General features: G+C 71.6%; 12 protein-coding genes and 1 pseudogene. 7 read left to right on the top strand and 6 right to left on the bottom strand.

Annotation, left to right across the window (positions count from 1 at the left end; all coding sequences use genetic code 11):
• Positions 1-141: 141 nt before the first annotated feature.
• A complete protein-coding gene (locus ACJX2R_RS11510; protein ID WP_413100007.1) occupies positions 142-6516 on the top strand; it encodes an SDR family NAD(P)-dependent oxidoreductase in 6375 nt (2124 codons plus the stop codon).
• Between the two features lie 333 nt (positions 6517-6849).
• On the opposite strand, the gene ACJX2R_RS11505 is transcribed toward ACJX2R_RS11510, so the two are convergent.
• The 3 genes from ACJX2R_RS11505 to ACJX2R_RS11495 form a co-directional block, all read right to left on the bottom strand.
• Entirely contained in the window at positions 6850-8121 is a 1272-nt protein-coding gene (locus ACJX2R_RS11505) for a cytochrome P450 (protein ID WP_413100006.1), read from the bottom strand.
• A gap of 1 nt (position 8122) precedes the next feature.
• Positions 8123-8323, bottom strand: a complete 201-nt coding sequence (locus ACJX2R_RS11500) for a ferredoxin (protein WP_413100004.1) — start codon at positions 8321-8323, stop codon at positions 8123-8125.
• Between the two features lie 148 nt (positions 8324-8471).
• Positions 8472-8804: a hypothetical protein gene (locus tag ACJX2R_RS11495; RefSeq protein WP_413100005.1), complete on the bottom strand. Its 333-nt coding sequence runs from the start codon at positions 8802-8804 to the stop codon at positions 8472-8474.
• Between the two features lie 457 nt (positions 8805-9261).
• Here ACJX2R_RS11495 and ACJX2R_RS11490 point away from each other — a divergent pair, with 457 nt between their 5' ends.
• Both ACJX2R_RS11490 and ACJX2R_RS11485 read left to right on the top strand, forming a co-directional pair.
• A complete protein-coding gene (locus ACJX2R_RS11490; protein WP_413100004.1) occupies positions 9262-9462 on the top strand; it encodes a ferredoxin in 201 nt (66 codons plus the stop codon).
• Position 9463: 1 nt separating this feature from the next.
• Complete coding sequence (locus ACJX2R_RS11485; protein ID WP_413100003.1) at positions 9464-10771, top strand: cytochrome P450; 1308 nt, start codon at positions 9464-9466, stop codon at positions 10769-10771.
• 3 nt (positions 10772-10774) lie between these two features.
• On the opposite strand, the gene hemE is transcribed toward ACJX2R_RS11485, so the two are convergent.
• A complete protein-coding gene (gene hemE / locus ACJX2R_RS11480) occupies positions 10775-11890 on the bottom strand; it encodes a uroporphyrinogen decarboxylase (RefSeq protein ID WP_020872764.1) in 1116 nt (371 codons plus the stop codon).
• 285 nt (positions 11891-12175) lie between these two features.
• Between hemE and ACJX2R_RS11475 the strand changes: the two genes are divergently transcribed.
• Both ACJX2R_RS11475 and ACJX2R_RS11470 read left to right on the top strand, forming a co-directional pair.
• Positions 12176-13675, top strand: a complete 1500-nt coding sequence (locus ACJX2R_RS11475) for an aldehyde dehydrogenase (protein WP_413100002.1) — start codon at positions 12176-12178, stop codon at positions 13673-13675.
• Positions 13676-13842: 167 nt separating this feature from the next.
• Positions 13843-15135: a cytochrome P450 gene (locus ACJX2R_RS11470; RefSeq protein WP_413100001.1), complete on the top strand. Its 1293-nt coding sequence runs from the start codon at positions 13843-13845 to the stop codon at positions 15133-15135.
• 27 nt (positions 15136-15162) lie between these two features.
• Here the strand turns inward: ACJX2R_RS11470 and ACJX2R_RS11465 are convergent, their stop codons facing one another.
• Positions 15163-16641: an FUSC family protein gene (locus tag ACJX2R_RS11465; RefSeq protein WP_413105826.1), complete on the bottom strand. Its 1479-nt coding sequence runs from the start codon at positions 16639-16641 to the stop codon at positions 15163-15165.
• A 116-nt stretch (positions 16642-16757) separates the two neighbouring features.
• Here ACJX2R_RS11465 and ACJX2R_RS11460 point away from each other — a divergent pair, with 116 nt between their 5' ends.
• Both ACJX2R_RS11460 and ACJX2R_RS11455 read left to right on the top strand, forming a co-directional pair.
• The gene (locus tag ACJX2R_RS11460; RefSeq protein WP_020872768.1) at positions 16758-17213 is read left to right on the top strand and encodes a MarR family winged helix-turn-helix transcriptional regulator; all 456 of its coding nucleotides are present in this window, start codon (positions 16758-16760) and stop codon (positions 17211-17213) included.
• A 795-nt stretch (positions 17214-18008) separates the two neighbouring features.
• Entirely contained in the window at positions 18009-19655 is a 1647-nt protein-coding gene (locus ACJX2R_RS11455) for an AfsR/SARP family transcriptional regulator (RefSeq protein WP_413100000.1), read from the top strand.
• Positions 19656-19729: 74 nt separating this feature from the next.
• Here the strand turns inward: ACJX2R_RS11455 and ACJX2R_RS11450 are convergent.
• A pseudogene (locus ACJX2R_RS11450) lies at positions 19730-19930 on the bottom strand (thioesterase II family protein); the annotation flags it as partial.
• Positions 19931-20997: the final 1067 nt, after the last annotated feature.

Here is a 20997-nt window from a genome sequence, read left to right as displayed (position 1 = left end):
TTGCCGAGTGGCCCGACGGCCGGCGTTCCCGGCCGTCCCACTGCTGCCGCGGCGGCATCGGCCGCCGACGAGGATCTGTACAGGCTGGTCGAGCAAGCGTTCGAAACATACTAAACCAACCGCCGGGAACAAGGAGTGACCATGTCCGAGGTAGACAAGCTCCGCGACTACCTGAAGCGGGCCATTAACGACGGCCGGCAGCTCCAGAGCCGACTGCGCAGGCTTGAGGAGAGCATGCGCGAGCCGGTGGCCATCGTGGGGATGGGTTGCCGGTTCCCGGGCGGGGCGGAGAGCCCGGAGGACTTCTGGAGACTGCTCGCCGAGGGAGCCGACACGATGTCGGGGTTCCCCGCCGACCGGGGGTGGGACGTGGCGGGCACGCCCGACCCTGGTCCCGGTGCCGCGGCCCCAGGCTTTGCCCGGGTGGGCGGATTCCTCGCCGGGGCGGGTGATTTCGATGCGGAGTTCTTCGGGATCAGTCCGCGTGAGGCGTTGGGGACGGATCCGCAGCAGCGGCTGTTGCTTGAGACGTGCTGGGAGGCCCTGGAGGACGCGGGGATCGATCCGGCTTCGTTGCGGGGCACCGACACCGGGGTCTACGCCGGGGTCATCACGTCCGGGTACCGGGTCGGGGCGCAGGACGCCGGGGGCGGCTACGGGCTGACGGGGACCATGGCGAGTGTGGCGTCGGGCCGGGTGGCGTACTGCTTGGGGTTGCAGGGTCCGGCGGTGTCGGTGGACACGGCGTGTTCGTCGTCGCTGACGGCGATTCACCTGGCCGCGCAGGCGCTGCGGTCCGGGGAGTGCGGGATCGCGCTTGCCGGCGGGGTCACGGTGATGGCCACCCCGTCGGCGTTCGCGGAGTTCGCGCGGCAGCGGGTACTGGGCACCGACGGCCGGTGCAAGCCGTTCGCGGAGGCGGCTGACGGCACGGGGTGGGGTGAGGGCGTCGGCGTCCTGGTCCTGGAGCGGCTGTCCGACGCTCGCCGGCTTGGGCACCGGGTGTTGGCGGTCGTGGCGGGCAGCGCGATCAACCAGGACGGGGCGTCCAACGGTCTGTCGGCGCCCAACGGTCCTTCGCAGCAGCGGGTGATCCGCCAGGCGCTGGCGAGCGCCAGGTTGCAGCCCGGCGATATCGATGTGGTGGAGGCACATGGCACCGGCACCGCGCTGGGTGACCCGATCGAGGCGCAGGCGCTGTTGGCGACGTACGGCCAGGACCGGCCGGAGGGTCGGCCTTTGTGGTTGGGGTCGGTGAAGTCGAACATCGGCCATACGCAGGCAGCCGCGGGTGTGGCGGGCGTGATCAAGATGGTGCAGGCGATGCGGCACGGCATGCTGCCGCAGACGCTGCATGTGGATGCCCCGTCCTCTCATGTGGACTGGTCGGCCGGGGCGGTGGAGCTGCTCACCCGGGCACGCCCGTGGGAAGCCGGCCCCCGTCCGCGCAGGGCCGGTGTGTCCTCGTTCGGGATCAGCGGCACCAACGTCCACCTCATCCTCGAACAGCCCCCCCAGGACGCCCTCGCCGAGTACGAGCCCGAGACCGGGGCGGAGCCACCCGCGGGGCCGGCGGTGTGGGTGTTGTCGGCGCGGTCCGGGCCGGCCCTGGCCGCTCAGGCCGGCCAGTTGGGGGCCTTCGCCGCTGCCCGCCCCCAGATGACCGTCCACGACGTGGCGTTCTCGCTGGCGACGACCCGCGCCACGGGGCTGCCTCGGCGGCTGGCGGTGACCGGCAGCGACCGGGAGGAACTGCTGGCGGGCCTGGCGGCGGCAGCCGAGGGACAGGACGCGCCCGGGACGGTGACCGGGAAGGCCGGAGAACATGCGCGGCCGGTGTTCGTGTTCGCGGGGCAGGGCGGCCAGTGGGTCGGGATGGGCCTGCAACTCTGGGACGAGGAGCCGGTGTTCGCGGCGGCGATGGAGCGCTGCGCGGCGGCCCTGGAGCCGTTCGTCGCCTGGCGGCTGCGTGAGGCGCTGGGCGATGCGGAGTTGTTGGCGCGGGTGGATGTCGTTCAGCCGGCCTTGTGGTCGGTGATGGTGAGCCTGGCCGCGTTGTGGCGGGCGGCCGGGGTGGAGCCCGCCGCCGTGGTGGGCTCCAGCCAGGGCGAGATCGCCGCAGCGTGCGCGGCGGGCGGCCTGTCTCTGGAGGACGGCGCACGGGTGGTCGCCCTGCGCAGCCGGGCGCTGGCCGAGCATCTGGCCGGCGCGGGTGGGATGGTGTCGGTGCCCGCCGGGCCGGAGGAGGTGCGGGAGTGGATCGCCCGGTGGGGCCAGGACCTGTCGGTCGCGGCGGTCAACGGCCCGAGGCAGGTGGTGGTGGCCGGGACCGCGGCCGCGTGCGCGCAGTTCGCGGACGCTCATGCCGAGCGGGGCGCCCGAGCGGTCGCGACGGATGTCGCGGGTCATACCGCGCAGGCCGAGGTGGTGAAGGAGCGTCTGGCCGGAGAGCTGGCGGGGCTGGCTCCGGTCAGCGGCTCGGTGCCGTTCTACTCCACGGTCGAGGCCGCGGTGGTGGACACGGCCGGGCTGGACAGCGGGTACTGGTATCGGAACCTGCGTGAGCCGGTGCGGCTCGGCGAGGTCATCGCCGCGCTGGCGGCGGAAGGCCACCGGGTGTTCGTGGAGGTCAGTCCGCATCCGGTGCTGGGTATGGCAGTGGCGCAAGGCGGCGAGGACCTGGTGGCGGCGGCCAGTTTGCAGCGTGGCGACGGGGGCCGGGGACGGTGGCTGACCGCACTGGCCGGTGCCTGGGCGGCGGGTGCGGAGGTGGACTGGGCCGCGGTGACCGCCGACGAGGGCAAGGCCCGGAGGGTGGCGCTGCCGACGTATCCGTTCCAGCGGGAGCGCTACTGGCCGAAGGCCGTCGCTGGGCGCGGCGATGCCGTCTCAGCTGGTCAGCAGCGTTCCGGGCATGCGTTGTTGGCGGCGGCGGTGTGGCTGGCCGAGGGTGACGGGCTGGTGTTGACCGGTCGGTTGTCGCTGGCCGCGGCCCCCTGGCTGGCCGATCACGCCGTCCACGGCGTGGTGTTGCTGCCCGGCACCGCGTTCGTGGATCTCGCGATGCATGCCGGTGATCTGGCCGGGTGCGCGGTCCTGGAGGAGTTGACGCTCCAGGAGCCGCTGGTGCTGTCGGGTCAGGGCGGCGTGCAGTTGCAGGTCCGCGTCAGCGGCCGCGACGGTGGACAGCGGACCGTCACGATCTCCTCCCGTGAGGGGGAGGGCGAATGGGTTCTGCACGCGGTCGGCGTGCTGGCCCCGGTCGACAGTGAGCCGGCTCCGGCTCCGTTGGGTGCGTGGCCCCCGGCGGGTGCGGAGTCGGTTCCGGTCGGTGACGCCTACGAGCGGCTGGCCGGGCGGGGCTATCAGTACGGGCCTGTGTTCCGGGGGTTGCGTCAGGTGTGGCGGGCCGCGGACACGGTGTATGCCGAGGTCGAGCTGCCTGAAAGTACGGAGGCCGATCCGGCTGGGTTCGGGCTGCACCCCGCGCTGCTCGACGCGGGTTTGCACGGTGCCGTCGTCGCCAGCAGCAACGGCGCCGCCGACGGCAGCGGTGGTGGGGGGACGGGTTTGCCGTTCGCGTGGTCGGGTGTGCGGCTGCTGGCCGGCGGTGCCCGCCACCTGCGCGTGGTCTTGGCACCCGGGCCGGGTGGGGTGGCGGTCACGGCGTTCGACGCTGTGGGTGAACCCGTTCTACAGGCACGGTCGCTGGTGCTGCGGGAGGTCGCGTCCGGGCAGTTGGGCGGGCTCGGCCGGATGGCCAGGCAGTCGCTGTTCACGGTGGACTGGGCCGCGCTGCCGGCCTCGCAGGCCCCGGCCGCCCGGGTCCGGTGGGCGCGGCACGGGGAGATGGCCGGGTCCGACGTCGCTCCGGTGATGGTGGCGGTGGTGCCGGCTGCCCCGTCCGGGGTGTCGGCGCCGCGGGCGGCTCAGTTGGCTGCCGCGACGGTGCTGGGTTGGGTGCAGGAGTGGCTGGCCGATCCCGAGACCGAGGATTCGCGGTTGGTGGTCTGGACCCAGGGCGCGGCAGCCGGCCAGGACCTCCCCGGTGCGGCGGTGGCGGGTCTGGTCCGCTCGGCGCAGTCCGAGCACCCGGGCCGGCTGCTGCTGGTCGACGTCGACCCGTCAGCCGACGTGGACCCCGGTCGCGACGCCGATGTGGACACGGTGCTAGCCGCGGTACTGGATGCCGGCGAACCCGATATCCGCATCAGCTCCGGTGACAGGGGTGTGGAGGTGTTCGGGCGGCGGTTGGCCCGGGCCGGCGCTGGAGCCGGTGAGTTGGCGTTGCCCGGTGGTTCGGACTGGCGGGTCGAGGTCACCCGGCCGGGTGACCTGGGCAGTGCCGCGGTCATTGATGCCCCCAAGGCCGACGTCGAGTTGTCGGCGGGTCAGGTCCGGGTGGGTCTGCGTGCGGCCGGGGTGAACTTCCGTGACGTGATGTACGGGCTGGGTGTGGTCGATGACGGGCGGGTACTGGGCGGGGAGGGCGCGGGGGTGGTCCTGGAGACCGGCCCCGAAGTACGCGGTCTGACGGTGGGCCAGTCGGTGATGGGTCTGGTGCAGGGGTGGGGACCGGTCGGGGTGGCGGATGCCCGGCTGCTTGCCCCGATCCCGCGGGGTTGGTCGTTCCAGCAGGCCGCGGCGGTGCCGGTCGGGTACCTCACCGCGTTCTACGCGTTGCGGGACCTGGCCCAGGCCCAGCCCGGTCAGCGGGTTCTCATCCACGCCGGTACGGGTGGTGTGGGTACGGCTGCGGTGCAGTTGGCCCAGGCGTGGGGTTTGGAGGTCTTCGCGACCGCGAGCCCGGCCAAGCAGCACGCGCTGCGAGCCATGGGCGTGGAGGAGAGCCACATCGCCTCCACCCGCGATCTGGCCTTCTGCGAGCGGTTCCTGGCCGTCACGGGTGGCGAGGGCATGGACGTGGTCGTCAACGCCCTGGCCGGGGAGTTCACGGACGCCTCCCTGCGGCTGCTGCCGCGCGGCGGTCGGTTCGTGGAGATGGGCAAGACCGACATCCGCAACCCCGAGCAGGTCGCCGAGTCCCACCCCGGCGTCGTCTACCAGGCGTTCGACACGATGGACGCCGGTGCGCCGCGGGTCGCGGAGATGCTGGCCGAACTCGGGGCGATGTTCGAGGCTGGGACACTGACTCCGCCGCCTGTGACGTGCTTCGAGCTGGCGCAGGCGGTGGCGGCGCTGCGCCATCTCCAGGCAGCCCGGCACATCGGCAAGGTCGTGGTGAACGTCCCGGCCGAGTGGGACCCGCACGGCACGGTGCTGGTCACGGGCGGGACAGGGACCTTGGGTGGGGAGTTGGCCCGCCACCTGGCCGGCTCCCGGGGCATGCGGCACCTGCTGCTGATGTCCCGCCGGGGCCCGGCGGCGCCGGGAGCTGCGCGCCTGGCCGCAGACCTCGCAGGCTCAGGTGCGGAAGTACGAGTGCAGGCCGGTGATGCCGCCGATCGCACCGCTCTGGCGTCGGTGCTGGACCGGGTGACGGCGCTCCGTCCGCTGACCGCGGTGGTGCACGCCGCCGGGGTGATCGACGACGCCACCGTGGAGTCGTTGACGCCCGCACGGATGGTGCCGGTGCTGGCGGCGAAGGCGGATGCGGCGTGGAACCTGCACGAGCTGACCGAGGGCGCGAGCCTGGACGGGTTCGTGTTGTACTCCTCGGCCGCGGCCGTCATGGGCAGCCCGGGGCAGGGCAGCTACGCCGCCGCGAACGCGTTCCTGGACGCGCTCGCCGTCCACCGCCGCGACCGGCACCTGACCGGCCAGTCGTTGGCGTGGGGACTGTGGGACCAGACCTCGGAGATGAGCGGACATCTGGACGGCTTGGCCCTGACCCGCCTGCGCCGCGGGGGCATCGAGCCCATGACGACCGCTCAGGGTCTGGCCCTGTTCGACGCCGCTACCGCGCTGGGTACGCCGCAGCCCATGCCGGCCCGCCTGGATCTGACCGCGCCGACCCGCGCCGGCAACCCCCTGCTGAGTGGTCTGACGGCCGGTGTTCCGGCCCGCCCCAACGCCGCCGCAGCCGTCGCGGCCGGGGGTGGGATGGCCACGCGGCTTGCCGGGCTCAGCCCAGCCGACCGCGAGCACGAGGTCCTGCGGGCCGTCCAGGCAGCCACCGCCATCGTGCTGGGCCATGCCACGCCCGGGGACATCGACCCCGAGCGCCGCATTCGCGACATGGGCATCGACTCCCTCACCGCGCTGGAGCTCCGCAACCGACTCGCCACCGAGACCGGCCTCACCCTCCCCGCCACCCTCGTCTTCGACCACCCGACACCGGCCGAACTCGCCCGGCACCTCGCGGGAAAGTTCGACGACGAATCGGCTCCCGATGCCGGGGAGCCCGCCGAGGAATCCGCCGGGGACCCGGCCGAGGACATCGTCAGCCAGTTCGCCCGGCTGGAGACGGCCCTCGCGAAGGGCGCGGACGTCGATGACGAGCTGCGCACCTACGCCCGCTCCCGCCTGCTGGCCCTGCTGGACATGGTGGGCTAGAAGATCACTGGAGATCGTGCCGTGAGGGCGGTTCCGCCGGTGGCGGGGCCGCCCTCCGGGCTTCATGCCGAGGTCGGTGGGCTGGGCACGTCCCGGCCGGCGACCAGGGCCGACGGGCCGACCGCGTTCGCTGCCGGAAGCCGGAAGCCGGAAGCCGGAAGCAGGCCAGTAGAGAGGGGCCGCACGCGGTGTCGTACGGGCCCGGCCCGCACGCGGTCTCCACCGCGGATCGCACCGCGGCCCGACCGTCTCCCGGGCCCGTTCCCCCGCACACACGACAGTCCGGCCCCGCGTCACCACTGCGGGCCGGAACCGGGGATTCTCAGTGATCTTCTAGCGGATGCGCAGGCGAAGGGTCTTCGGTCCGCGGGCCTGGGTCCCGCCCCAGGCCACGGCGGACGGGTTCTGGAGGCTGAAGTCCGGGATGCGCTCGAGCCAGACCTCCAGTGCGACGCGGAGTTCCATGCGGGCCAGGTGGGAGCCCAGGCAGCGGTGGATGCCCAGGCCGAACGCGGCGTGCCGGTTGGCCTCGCGGTCGATGACGACCTCGTCGGCCCGGTCGAACTGGGCGGGGTCGCGGTTGGCGGCCGGGAAGGAGAGCAGGATCCAGTCGTCGGCCTTCATGTCCACGCCACGCCAGTGCATGTCGTCCTTCACGAGCCGGGCCATGGTGACCGGCGTGAAAGCGCGGAGGAACTCCTCCAACGCGGTCGGCAGCAGCTCGGGCTCGGCCACCAGGCGCTCGCGGTCCCGCGGATTCCCCGCCAGGTGCCACAGGGACGAGCCGATGGCGCTGTAGGTGGTGCTGATGCCGGCGATGAGCAGCAGCATGACGGTGCCGATGACGTGGTTCGGTTCGAGCTTGCGGCCGTGGAGCTCCGCGTTGAGCAGGTAGCTGATGAGGTCGTCACGCGGCTGCTCGACGTGCTTGTTGACCTCCGCGAGGAGGTAGATGAACACCCTGCCCATGTGTTCGATGCGCTCGTCGCGCGATTGCTTGCCCTCGCCCTCCAACTTGGTGGCGAGCTCGTGGAACCGCTGCCTGTCCTCCGGCGGCAGGCCGAGCATGTCGCCGATGACCCGGCTCGGGATCTGTTGTGTGTAGTCGCGGGCGGCGTCGACGACGTCCCGTCCCTCGAAGCCGTCGATGAGGGAGTGGCAGTAGGCCCTCGTGCCGGGCTCGAGCCTGGCGACCGCGGTCTTGGTGAACGCCGGCAGCAGCAGCTTGCGCGCGCCGTGGTGGAACGGCGGGTCGGAGGTGATGGGCGGCGCTTCGCCGATCGGGGCCAAGTCCCGCGGCGGCCGGAACTCGCTCAGGTTGGTGCCGAGCGAGGAGAAGTGGTCGGTGTCGTAGGCGATCGCCGCGATGTCCTCGTACCGGGTCGGCATCCAGGCGCCGCCGAACCGCTCGGTGTGCGCGATGGGGCACCGCTGCCGCAGGTCGTCCATGATCGGGAAGGGATCGGCGGTCCAGCGCGGATCCAGGTGCGAGAAGTCCGTCGCCCAGTCGGTGACCGGGCCGGTGACGATCTCGCCGCGCGAGACGTGGAACCGGTCCCGGTCGGTGTGGCGGAAGTCCTTGTTGAAGCGGTCGTCGGCGGTCATCTCACGCCCCCTCCGTCACGGTGATCGCCCGCTCCGGACAGCTCGCGACCGCGCGGCGGGCCTCACGCTCGTTGCCCTGCGGCACGGTGCCGTCACCGGGAACGTTGCCGTAGCCCTCGGCGTCCTCGCCGAACACGGCGGGCGCGATGTCGTAGCAGCGGCCGTGTCCCTGGCAGCGCCCGGAGTCGATCTGTACTTCCACAGTGAACCGCCCCCTTGTAGTGAAACCGATCCGCACGCCCGTGCGGCTCGGCGTGCGACGTGCCGGGTGCCGCGCCCGACCCGGCGGGATCGGCCGGGAATCGGAGGGTTGACGTGCAGAAACACGCCGTCGGTGGGTCGGCCCGCTCTCAGTCCGTACCGGCGCCGATGGCCACCGGCTCCTCGGCCCCGACGGCCACCGGCTCCTCGGCCCCGGCGGCCTCGGCACCCGCTGGCTGGGGCGGGACGGTGAGCTCGGAGACGCTGAGGTCCGGCACCTCCGCCACCGCCGCGAGAGCCGATTCGATGGCATCGGCCAGCGTCGGGGACGCGGTGTCGTCGATGTCCATATTCGTGACGGTGACCTCGGCGTTGGTCGGAAGCACGTCGGTGCCGAAGTCGGCAGCGCCGCCGCAAGCCAGAGTGGTCATCTCGTCCTCGGTAATCTCCCGGCTGAGAAGCAGCGAGAACACATACCCCATTGACTGTCACCTTTTCGTCTTCGTATCGCGGATACACACTTCAGCAGGCGGATGTGTCGTCAGAGGGCGGTGTACTCGCATCCGGCCGACCCTCGGGGAGCACCGTCTCTTCGTCGTCGCCAGGCATGTTGCGCCCTCATGCTTGCTGGCGTCGCGTGGTCGCGTAAAGGGTGGTCGGCCATCACTCGGCCACTGCGGGGTAACTGTCACACGCCGCCGAGCGCCGGGCGGACCGCGGTCCCGTCACCTCCGGGAGCGGCCTGCCGGCGCCGTCGTCAAGTGCGCCGGCCCGCCCCGCGATGGGCACTCGGTTACCCCGCGATGGCCGGACAATGGCCGACCGCCCTTTCTGCGACCGCTCGGCGCCAGGAAGCATGGACCGCGTCGGCACCCGGCACGTCGCACGCCGAGCCGCACGGGCGTGCGGATCGGTTTCACTACAAGGGGGCGGTTCACTGTGGAAGTACAGATCGACTCCGGGCGCTGCCAGGGACACGGCCGCTGCTACGACATCGCGCCCGCCGTGTTCGGCGAGGACGCCGAGGGCTACGGCAACGTTCCCGGTGACGGCACCGTGCCGCAGGGCAACGAGCGTGAGGCCCGCCGCGCGGTCGCGAGCTGTCCGGAGCGGGCGATCACCGTGACGGAGGGGGCGTGAGATGACCGCCGACGACCGCTTCAACAAGGACTTCCGGGACCCGAACCGGGACCAGCACCACAGCATCCGCAGTGAGGCCATCTCCGGCCCGGTCACCGACTGGGCGACGGACTTCTCGCACCTGGATCCGCGCTGGACCGCCGATCCCTTCCCGATCATGGACGACCTGCGGCAGCGGTGCCCCATCGCGCACACCGAGCGGTTCGGCGGCGCCTGGGTGCCGACCCGGTACGAGGACATCGCGGCGATCGCCTACGACACCGACCACTTCTCCTCCCGGTCGGTGAACGTCGGCAACTTCCGGCCGCCGCGGGACCTGGCGCCGATCGGCGAACTCCCGCCCATCACCTCCGACCCGCCGTTCCACCACGCCGCGCGCAAGCTGCTGCTGCCGGCGTTCACCAAGACCGCGGTCGCCAGGCTCGAGCCCGGCACGAGGGCCTACTGCCACTCCCTCATCGACGGCTTCGAGGGACGGGACGTCGTCGAGGCGGCCGAGGAGTACGCGCAGCGGGTCCCCGAGCAGGTCATCGGTGACCTGCTCGGCATCCCGCAGGGGGACCGGAAACTGTTCCGCGAGCTCATCGCGAACATCAACCGCGAGGAGGCCCTCGACTCGCGGGACGAGCACGTCGAACAGCTGGGCAAGATGTTCGTCTTCCTGCTCGCGGAGATCAAGGAGCACGTCAAGAACCCGCGTGAGGACCTCATCAGCTACCTCCTCGACGTGGAGCTCCGCGGCCGCAAGCTCGACCCGAACCACATCATCAGCATGATGCTGCTGCTCTTCGCGGCGGGCATCGGTACGACGACCAAGGCGATCGGCTCGTCCCTGTGGCACCTGGCGGGGAATCCGCGGGACCGCGAGCGCCTGGTGGCCGAGCCCGAGCTGCTGCCGACCGCGTTGGAGGAGTTCCTCCGCGCTTTCACGCCGGTCACCATGGCCCGGCTCGTGAAGGACGACATGCACTGGCGTGGCGTGGACATGAAGGCCGACGACTGGATCCTGCTCTCCTTCTCGGCCGCCAACCGCGACCCCGCCCAGTTCGACCGGGCCGACGAGGTCGTCATCGACCGCGAGGCCAACCGGCACGCCGCGTTCGGCCTGGGCATCCACCGCTGCCTGGGCTCCCACCTGGCCCGCATGGAACTCCGCGTCGCACTGGAGGTCTGGCTCGAGCGCATCCCGGACTTCAGCCTCGAGGACGCGTCCGCGGTGGTCTGGGGCGGGCGCCTGGCGCGCGGACCGGTGTGCCTTCCGCTCCGCTTCGGTCGACGGTCCCAGCCGACGCCTGGCGGACCGCAGTAGGTCCTACGCCGTCGGCGTGCTCCAGGCGCGCACCTGGTCGACGACGGCGCTGATGTGCTCGATGGGCGTGGTCTTGACGATGCCGTGTCCCAGGTTGAACACGAACGGCCCCCCGCTCAGGCCGCGCAGGATGCGCTCCGTCCCGGCGTGGAGCGCGGGTCCGCCGGCGATCAGCAGCTGGGGATCGAGGTTGCCCTGCACGCAGCGGCCCAGCCCGCCCTGGAGGGTGCGCGCGGCCCAGTCGAGGGGAACCGTGGAGTCCAGGCCGATGCAGTCCGCGCCGGTCGCCTCGGCGAAGCCGTTGTAGGAGAGCCCGGCGCCCCGGGGGAACGCGATGACGGGAACGTCCGGGTACTGCGCCTTCAGCGCGCTGATGATGGCGGCGGCCGGCTTGACACACCAGCGGTCGAAGAGGACGTCCGGAAGTACCCCGGCCCAGGTGTCGAACAACTGGACCGCTTCCGCGCCCGCCTCGATCTGACGTCCGAGGAACTGGGTGACGGCGGTCGTCAGCAGGTCCATCAGGGGCTGGAATCCGTCGGGGTCGCCCAGCGCCCACTGCTTGACGACGGAGTGCTCCGACGCGGCGCCGCCGCGGCCTTCGACCATGTAGGTCGCAATGGTCCACGGTGCGCCCGCATAGCCGATCAGGGCCGTCTCGGCGGGCAGGGCGCGGGTGAGCTGACCGACCGTCTCGTAGATCGGGGCCAGTTCCTCGTGCAGACGGGAGATGCTCAGGAACTCGGCGATGTCCTCCGTCGAGCGGACGGGCGGCGTCAACACCGGCCCCTCGCCGACCCGGTAGTCCAGGGTCTGGCCCAGTGCGGCGGCGACCTGCGGAAGGTCCGCGAACACGATGGCGGCGTCGAGCGGGAAGCGGCGCAGCGGCTGTAGGGTGACCTCGACGGCGTGCTCGGGCGTGGTGCAGAGCCCCACCATGCCCCCGGCCGCGTCCCGGACCTTGTGGTACTCGGGCAGGTAGCGCCCGGCCTGCCGCATCAGCCAGACCGGCGGCCGCTCGGTCCGCTCTCCCGCGAGTGCGCGCAGGAGCAGCTTCTTGGGCTGGACGTTGCCGGACCCCGGCTTCGGACCGACTGCTTCCCGAGCGCCGATGTCCACGCTGTTCCATCCTGTTGAATCGCCCCGGGTGTTCACGGGGCCCAAGTAGAGAAATCGACCTCCTCGGAAGGGGGCCGGTGGCAGCGTAGCAGAGCTCAGTCGGCCGTCCCGGCAGGCGTTTGCCGGGAGGTCGAGTGGCCGGTCGAGGCCCCGGACGGGCCGTGTCCCGGAAAGGAAGTCCCAGTTACCCCGCAGTGGCGGATCGCAGGCGGAGCGCCATTTCCGCTCCGCCCGGCGCACGCGAACATGAGCGCCGTCGAGACGGCGATCGGGAGGAAGAACCGGATGAGCCTGGCGGTACGCGCGGAGGCGCCGATCGGTCGGACGGACCGTTTCTTCATCGGCGGGCAGTGGGTGGTGCCGTCGTCCGGCGCCGTGATCGACGTGATCGACTCCGCGACCGAGGAGCTCTACTTCAGGGTCGCGCAGGCGCAGGCCGCCGACATGTCCAGAGCCGTCGCGGCGGCGCGGGAGGCCTTCGACGAAGGACCCTGGCCGCGCCTGACACCGGCCGAGCGGGCCGGGTACCTGCGGGCGATCGGCGCGGAACTCAGGCTCCGCGGCGAGGACATCGCCGAGATCTGGCCGCGCGAGTCCGGTGTCCTGCACACCTTCGCCGCCAACGCCGGCACCGGCGCGGAGGCCGCCTTCAAGCGGTACGCCGCGCTGGCCCGCACCTTCCCGTTCGAGGAGCCGGTCAAGCCGACGGCCGGCGGACAGTTCGGCATGATCGTCCGTGAGCCGGCCGGCGTGGTCGGTGCGATCATCCCGTGGAACGCCCCGATGGGCATGATCAGCAACAAGGTCGGCCCCGCGCTGCTCGCCGGGTGCACCGTGATCCTGAAGTCGGCCCCCGAGGCGCCGGGGGAGGGCTACCTGCTCGCCGAGGCCGCCGCGGCGGCCGGGCTGCCGCCCGGCGTGATCAACGTCGTCACCGCGGACCGCGAGGTGTCCGAACTGCTGGTGCGCGACCCGCGGGTGGACAAGATCACGTTCACCGGGTCGACGGCCACCGGACGGCGCATCGCCTCGATCTGCGGCGAGCGCGTGGCCCGCTGCACGCTGGAGCTCGGTGGCAAGTCCGCCGCCGTCGTCCTGGACGACATGGACCTCGCCACGGCCGCGCGCAGCCTCGCCCAGGCCGAGTGCTTCCTCACCGGGCAGGTCTGCTCGTCGCTGACCCGGATCGTGGTCAGCGGCTCGCGGCACGACGAACTGGTCGAGGCCCTCGCCGGCGTGTTCTCCCGGGTGCGCGTCGGGGACCCGTTCGACCCGCGCTCGCAGATGGGGCCGCTGGCGGCCAGCCGGCAGCGGGACCGGGTCGAGGGGTACATCGCCAAGGGCGTCGCGGAAGGGGCCACGCTGGCCACCGGCGGCGGTCGCCCGAAGGGCCTGACCCGCGGCTGGTACGTCGAGCCCACCGTGTTCGGCAACGTCGACAACCGCTCGGTCATCGCCCAGGAGGAGATCTTCGGCCCCGTGCTGTCCGTCATCCCCGCGGCCGACGAGCAGGACGCGATCCGGATCGCCAACGACACCATCTACGGCCTCAACGCGGCGGTGTTCACCAACGACGTCAACCGGGCCCGCGAGGTTTCCAGGCAGCTGCGCTCTGGCACCGTCGGACACAACGCGCTGCGCAGCGACCTCGGCATCGCGTTCGGCGGGTTCAAGCAGTCCGGCATCGGCCGCGAAGGCGGACGCGAGGGACTGCTGCCCTACCTCGAAACCAAGACCGTGATCCTCGAAGGCCGGCCGGCCGGGTACGAGGACACCGTCCTCTGACGGCGCCCGCTCTGACGCCGCGTCCACTCGTCGGCCCGGACGTGGCCACCGCGTGCCCGCGGGCCGGGCCGCACGTCGCCGGGCCCCGGCCCGCCACGTTGATCGACACTCACTGAACTGACCACCCGGCTCACCCGTGAGCCCGCACAACTGACGGGAACACACTGATGACCGACCTTGAGGTCCGCCCGGAGGAGCTCCAGGCCCTCGCCGCTCTCTTCGGCCTCGGTGACCCGTACCCGGAATACGCGAAGTGGCGTGCGCGGCAATCGGTCGTCCGCCCGCACGAGAAGCTGTTCGTCTTCAGCCGCTACGAGGACTGCGCGGCGGTCCTCAGCAGCTCGGCCTTCGGCCACGCGCCGCGCGAGGCCAGCCCGCTGCGCAGCCTGTGGCGGGGCACCGGCCAGCCGGCACCCGCCGCCCCGGACACGGACAGAGCCGTCCCGGAGACGGCCAGCGCCGCCGACGCCGACGCGGCCGTGGTCACCGCCCAGGACAACGCCAGCAACATGCTCCGGCTGAACCCGCCCGACCACACGCGGCTGCGCCGCCTGGCGTCCCGCGCCCTCACCCCGGCGAGCGTCCGGGCGCTGATGCCGCGCATCGAGGCGATCGCCGGCGAGTTGGTGGGCGACCTCGGCCCGAGCTTCGACGTCATCCGCGACGTCGCGCTCCCGCTGCCGGTCCGGGTGATCAGCGAGCTGCTCGGCATCCCGGAGGCCGACCGGCCCATGGTGGTGACCTGGTCCGAGCAGCTGTCCCGGAGCATCGACCCCGGCTTCCTCATCACGCCCGAGAACCGCGTCACGATGCGCGCGGCCCGTGACAGCTTCCACGATTACCTCGGGGCGCTGATTCCCAAGCGGCGCCGCGAACCGGGCGACGACCTCGTCTCCGCCCTCGTCCACGTCCACGACGAGGACGGCACGCTGACCGAGCACGAGATCATCATCACCTGCCGACTGCTGCTCATCGCCGGCCACGAGACCACCCGCAGCCTCATCGGCGGGTCCGTGCTCGCCCTGCTCAACCACCCCGCCCAGCTCGCCGCCCTGCGGGCCGACCCGGACCTGGTCGAGAGGTGCGTCGAAGAGGCCGTGCGCTACGACCCGCCCATCCAGCTCCTGGTCCGGTCCGCGCTGGAGGACACCACGGTCGGCGACACCACGGTCCCGGCCGGCGCGCGTGCCCTCATGCTCCTCGGCGCTGCCAACCGCGACGAGGCACTCGGCGATGACCCGGAGGACTTCGACTTCGTCCGCCCGGCCCGCCGGCACCTGTCGTTCGGCCACGGGATCCACTTCTGCCTGGGCGCTCCGCTGGGACGCGCCGAGGCCGCCATCGCCCTGCGCCACCTGCTGCCCATCCTCGCCGAGTCCCGGATGACCGAGCCGCCCGTGTGGAAGCCCCACACCGTCCTGCGCGGTCTTGAGCACCTCCGGCTGACCACGTCGGGCTGACGGCGGTTCAGCCGGGCGGCGGGTCGGTCAGGCGGCGGAAACGGGCGGCTGGAGGACGTCGTCGCTGCCGGCCGGCTCGGGCGGCCGGCGCTTGGCGAGGGCCGGGATCGCGGCCGCGAACCGCCGGAGTGCGGCATCGAGGTCGGCCAGCGGCGCCGCCGCAGCGGGTTCCGGCAGCTCGGGCAGGGGATCCGCCGGGGCCGACACCGCGCGGCGCAGCAGCCTGACGGTCTCGGCGGTGGCAGCTTCGCGCGGGCCGGGCTCGCTCGCGGCCAGGGCGTGCACCGGGCCGCGGGTCGCGAGCAGCGCCTCGCCGGCGTCGGCCGGCGTGATCCCGTGCCCCGTGCCCAACTTCCGGGTGGCTGCCCGGTACAGCCGGTGCGAACGCGCGCTGGCGTTCAGGTTGGTGGCTGCGGCGTCGAACGCGGCGAGTGCCTTGGCGGTGGAGGCCCCGTCGCTGCGAGCATCGAGCACCGAGCCGAGGGTGCCCAGGGTCGCACCCAGCCGGAGGCGTAGCGTGTCGCTCGTCCGCACCGGCACGAGGAACCAGCCCACGACCACCGCCAGCACAGCCCCCAGGACCAGAGCCTGTAGGCGGATGAGCAGCAGGTGCTGGGGGGACTGGCCGAAGTACCCGTAGAACAGGGACAACGCCGTCGTGATGCCTGCGGCGTAGAAGGCGTAGTTGTAGGCGCGCAGGGTCGAGGCCAGGGCCAGCACCACGAAGATCAGCACGATGCTGGTCGTGCCCTGGGGTTCGGCCACCGCGGCGATCAGGGCCGCGACGAGTGTGCCCGCCATCGCGCCCAGTCCACGCTCGACGCCCTTGAGAGCCAGGTCCCCGCGGCCGACCGGGCCGAGGCTGACGACCATCGCGCTGATCACGCACCACTGCCAGTGTTCGCCGAATACGAGGTGCCCGAGTGAGAACGCGGCGGTCAGCGCCACCGCCATCTGCAGTGCCATCCGGGTGCGGGGCGACAGTCCGGCGCGCTGCGCAGACCGCTTGGCAGGGGCCTGCCCCGGCTGCGAACCCGGAAGGCCGGTCAGCTTCTCGGCGACCCGGCGCACGACGCGGACCCATACGAAGGCACTGAACCCCACCAGCGCCATCCATCCGCAGAGCGGCCACCACGCCATGCGCCCCGTACCGGAGCCGGCGGGCAGCAGAGCGGCGATCAGGGCCAGCGGAACCAGCGCCCCCAGCCGGGTGACCGCCGCTCCGAACCGCCTGGTCCAGATCGAACCCGCCATCAGCACCACGAACACCGCCCCGCAGATCACGGGGTGTCCGGCCATCTGCGAACCGAGCCAGACGCTCGCCCCCGCGAGGACCGAGAGCGTGGCGGCCGCCATGACCTTCTCCGGGACCGGCTCACCGCCAGGGCGGCGCGACACCGTGAATGCGAGAATCACGGCCGGCACCGCGAGCACCGCCGCCGGGTACCCCGCGACGAGGCGCGCGACCTCCACCGCCGTGAAGAAGGAGCCCAGCACGGCGACCATTGCCACCGCCGAGTAATAGCTTTCGATTAGCATTCCCACCCTCTGCATGGCCGACTTTGTGCAGATTTCCGGGGCATCTCGCCTGCTAATGCTACATGACGGTTTAGTATCAACCGGTGGATACCGACGACTGTGCCCAGGCCCTGCTCCAAGGCTTGCTCCGACTGGGCTCCCGCCTGCGCCACGAGCGCCCGCCCGGTGCCCTGACCGCGAAAAAGATCATGGTGCTGGGCCACCTGCGTCGGAACGGGCCCTGCACCCCCAGCGCCGTGGCCCTTGCCGAGCACCAGCAACTCCAGGCCCTGACCCGGACCTTCGGCGAGCTGGAGGCGGACGGCCTGATCAGCAGGCGGCGTTCGGAGACCGACCGGCGCGCCTCGATCCTCTCGATCGCCGACGCCGGCGCCCAAGCGCTGTCCGACGATCTCGCGCAGCGGGCCGAATGGCTGGCCGGCGCCCTTGGTGCGCTCACCCCGGTCGAGCAGCAGCTGCTCGACCTGGCCGGCCAGCTGCTCAACCAGCTGGCCGACACCCTCGCCACGGACGGGCGGGCGGGGACGCGCTCCCCCTGACGGGCTCGGCCCCGGGGCGGACGGCGCGAGTTTAAGCTAAGCCACTGCGTCTTACTTTGAGTCACCACACCAAAGCTTTACGAATTTTAATTTACCATACCAAATATTTGCGATATTCGAGCGTGGGGAAAACGTGGGCAAACCAGATATTCCAGGCGATATCGCGAAAATCCACTGACGTAAATCATGTTTCAATCATTATCCGGGAGGCCGAGGTTTTGCAGCGGGTGCGGAGGGCGAGCTGGGGAGGGATGCCGTAGGGGGCGCAAGGAGATCGGTGTGGACGTATATCCGCAATTTCTTCACGTGTACTCGTGTAACTCGAGAAGTGGCGATCGGGGATGGCAGGGATGATGGCGGGATGGGTGCCGGAGCAGCCGCGGATGATGCTCTCCGTGCAGGTCGCGACCCATGCGAGTGTCCGGTACGGCCGCGACGTCCTCGGACGGGAGCCGGTCGGGCAGGTGAGCGCCGCGCTTCCACGAAAAGGAGACGCACCTTCGAGAAAAGGCCGTGGAACCGAGATGGCTGAGAACTGCATCAAGCTTCCCGACGGTATGAGCGGCCGGTGAAATGCGCGACTCCTCCGCAATCTGTTCCCGGGCCACCATCGTTCTCTGACGCAGTGCCAGACACGTTCATTTGTGCCGCCAGCGACGTCGGCAAGAGCCCCGATGGTCCATGAATCCCTGTAGCCCATTGATTCCTGAGCACTTTGCAGACCTGTGTAATGGTGGGTGAACTGCGCGCATGGCGGGAGGCTGAATGCAGTTCAATATCTTAGGTTCACTCGAAGTGGTTTCCCAGGACAGGGTCGTGCCGCTCGGCGGGATCAAGCAGCGCGCGATGCTGGGCATGCTGCTCCTGAGGGCGAACCGGATCGTCCCGTCGAGCAAACTGCTCGATTCCCTCTGGGACGGTCGCATTCCGCCGACCGCGCGGAAGATGCTACAGAATGCGGCCTCCTCGCTGCGCGGAATGCTGGCCTGTGACGGCGGAAGCGCCGACCCGCCGGTACTTCTCACCCACACGCCCGGGTATCTGCTGCGCGTCGAACCCAGCAGCATCGACTTGGACGTGTTCACGCAGCGCACCGAACGAGGCCGTGCGCACGCCGCCGACGCCGACTGGGAATCCGCGCGCAAAGTGCTCCGCGAGGCGCTCGACGTCTGGCGCGGCCCGGTCCTCGCCGACCTGGCCGAGACGTGCACCGCGTGGCCCGAGGCCGCCGCGGTCCAGAACACGTACGTCGTCGCCGTCGAGGAACTGTTCGATGCCGAACTCGCCTGCGGGCGGCACCGCGAGGTGATTGCGGAACTCGAACTGTTCGCCGCACGGGAACTGTCCCACGAACGCCTGGTGGCACAGCTGATGCTCGCGATGTACCGGTGCGGCCGGCAGTCGGGCGCGCTCGACGTCTACCGCCGCGCCCGCGTGTCGCTGATCGAGGCCCACGGACTGGAGCCGAGCCGGGAACTCCAGGAGCTCCAACACCTGATCCTCAATCAGGACCTGCGACTGGACTGGCACGGCGGTGAGAGGCCCGCGCTCGGCGACAACGGCATCGTGGGGACCCCCTGGCCGACGGCCGTCCCGGCCGTCCGAGCGGTGCCGGCCGCCGCGCCGCCCGAGAATATGCCCGCCGAGCCCCGCCGCCCGGAGCTCGTCCCGACGGACGGGTGCGACGTGCCGCTGCCCCAGGGGCGGTTGGCCACCGTGCTGGCCGTCGTCGGCGAGGTCAGGCCCGGGGCGGACGTCGCCGAGACGGCGTCCGCGTTCGACACGGTGGCAGCGACGGTGGACCGCGAGGTCAGCCTGTACGGCGGGGTGGTCATCAGCAGGATCGCGTCCGTGAGCTGGATCCTGTTCGACGACGCCGACCACGCCCCCGAGCGCGCCGTCGAGGCCGCGTTGGCGATCCGTCCCGCGCTCGGACGGGCCCGGTCCGTCCGCGACGCCGCTGACGGCGGGGTCCCGCCGGCGGTGGTCAAGGTCGCGGTCGTGTCCACCGACGCGATCCACAGCCACCGCCCCGGCGACGGCACCCTGCGCGCCCTCGACAGCGCCGTCGTCGGCCGCTGCCTCCAACTGGCCAGCGCCGCCCCGGCGGGACAGGTCTGGGTCGGCGAGGAGACCAAGCGCGCCACCGAGCGCTGCGTCCGGTACGAGCGGGTCGGCGACGGCGCGTGGGAAGCGGTCGAGCTCCTTCCGGTGCCGCACCGGCCGGACCGGGTGAAGATGCTCATCGGAGGCCCGGACAAGCTCAAGAAGCTGCGCGGGCTGCTCGCCGGCATCAGCGGGCAGCACGCTTCGCCGCTGATCGAGCGGATCAGCCGCCGCGGGGGCGGCATACCGGAGAACGCGGTGGTCGAGGTCACCGTCAGCGTCCTGCTGCCGTCGGACGCCGCGCAGGGCTGGGCGGCGCTGCCGGAGGGCGCGTGAACGCCGTTTCAGGCCCGGACACCGACCAGGAACAGCGCGGCGGCCGGACGCGAACAGGTGCGTCACCGGGCTGCCGCCGGCCTCGCACGGCGCTCCTGACGCCCCGGATGCTGGATGGCGATGACGTCCACACTGGGGCTGAGAGCCGATGCGAGGGGCAAGTAGAACGGCGCCGAGCCGCCCGCGTGCGGAAAGCACACCAGGCGGGCCGTGGCCGTGGGGGACGGGTGGTAGCGGCGGCACCACAGATCATCATCGACGGACAGTACGGACAATGCCACTCCAAGTGCTAGTAATAGCAGGATGTTGGGTGAGGGCATATGCCACGTGCCCCCATCGCTCGCACCTCATGCGCAACCGCCAACGCTGGATGCCGTAGCCCTCGATGTCGTGGTGCCGGGGACCGGGAACGAATCCGCGACCGGGCCCGGCGCCGTCGATCTCGGTGACACACCCGCGCTTGGTGACACACCCGCGTCGGATCCGGGCGAGTAGGCGGCTCGATCCCACGGACCGTCAGGGAACGACGGTCAGCCGTGCGCCGGAAGCGGCTGCGGCAGCGGCTTGCGCCTCGGCGGACACCGGCACGGCGCCCAGCACACCTGCCAGGTCCCGTTGTCGACGGGCGAGCCGCCACGACAACAGGTGGAGATCCGCACCGGTCCCGTCCTCCGGCGACCGCGCGTGCGCAGAGCTCGCGGACGAAGCCCGACGCGGCGCGGCGGCCTGGGCGGCGCCGAACCGGGAGATCGTCTCGGGGCGGCGCGTGAACCGCCGAATGGCGGGATTCCATCCACCGGGAACTCCGCACTTCCCGGGCGCTGACCGCCCCGATCCGCATGTCCGCCCACCTGGGCGTGCGCCGGCTGTCCGATTCGGCATCCTGCCGGGATGACCTGGTTGCCTCCCGATGGGGCGCCTGGTGGAACGGCGTCATTTTCGGGCCGTTCGCCCACGTGGTGAGCTTTCACCTATGAGGGACTGGAAGATCGGTCGGTGAGCCTGCCGCGTGTCTCGGGGGGCGAATTGCCGCGGCCGGGTCGGGGGGGCGACCGGTGCGCGGTGCTCTTCGTGTCCGTGCCACTGGATCACCCGGCGCGGGACGGGGCGACTCGGAGCGATCCCCGATGCGCCGATCTGCCGCGCCGTCAGCGGGCACCCGGAGGGGCGGCACCAGGCACGCGGTCGTCCCGGACGCCAGGGCTCGTGCTGACCGGTGCGAGTGGACCGCGGTACCGGGACCGGACCGGCCGTAACAGGCTCACGGCCTTCTGAGAACGCTCATTTCCTTCTTCGCGGGGGACGGATGGACATGCCAGGTGCTGAACGACTTCCTGCGAGA

The organism is Streptomyces sp. Inha503 (assembly GCF_047215865.1).
Lineage (GTDB): Bacteria > Actinomycetota > Actinomycetes > Streptomycetales > Streptomycetaceae > Streptomyces > Streptomyces lycopersici.
The sequence above is the reverse complement of the archived record's forward strand: the minus strand, read 5'-3'. Positions and strand labels throughout refer to the sequence as shown.

Excerpts from the sequence above, each read along its gene's own strand:
- ACJX2R_RS11475 (WP_413100002.1), top strand. The coding sequence starts at position 12,176 with ATGAGCCTGGCGGTACGCGCGGAGGCGCCGATCGGTCGGACGGACCGT.
- ACJX2R_RS11465 (WP_413105826.1), bottom strand. The coding sequence starts at position 16,641 with ATGGTCGCCGTGCTGGGCTCCTTCTTCACGGCGGTGGAGGTCGCGCGC.
- ACJX2R_RS11505 (WP_413100006.1), bottom strand. The coding sequence starts at position 8,121 with ATGACCGCCGACGACCGCTTCAACAAGGACTTCCGCCACACCGACCGG.
- ACJX2R_RS11470 (WP_413100001.1), top strand. The coding sequence starts at position 13,843 with ATGACCGACCTTGAGGTCCGCCCGGAGGAGCTCCAGGCCCTCGCCGCT.
- ACJX2R_RS11485 (WP_413100003.1), top strand. The coding sequence starts at position 9,464 with ATGACCGCCGACGACCGCTTCAACAAGGACTTCCGGGACCCGAACCGG.
- ACJX2R_RS11510 (WP_413100007.1), top strand. The coding sequence starts at position 142 with ATGTCCGAGGTAGACAAGCTCCGCGACTACCTGAAGCGGGCCATTAAC.
- ACJX2R_RS11495 (WP_413100005.1), bottom strand. The coding sequence starts at position 8,804 with ATGGGGTATGTGTTCTCGCTGCTTCTCAGCCGGGAGATTACCGAGGAC.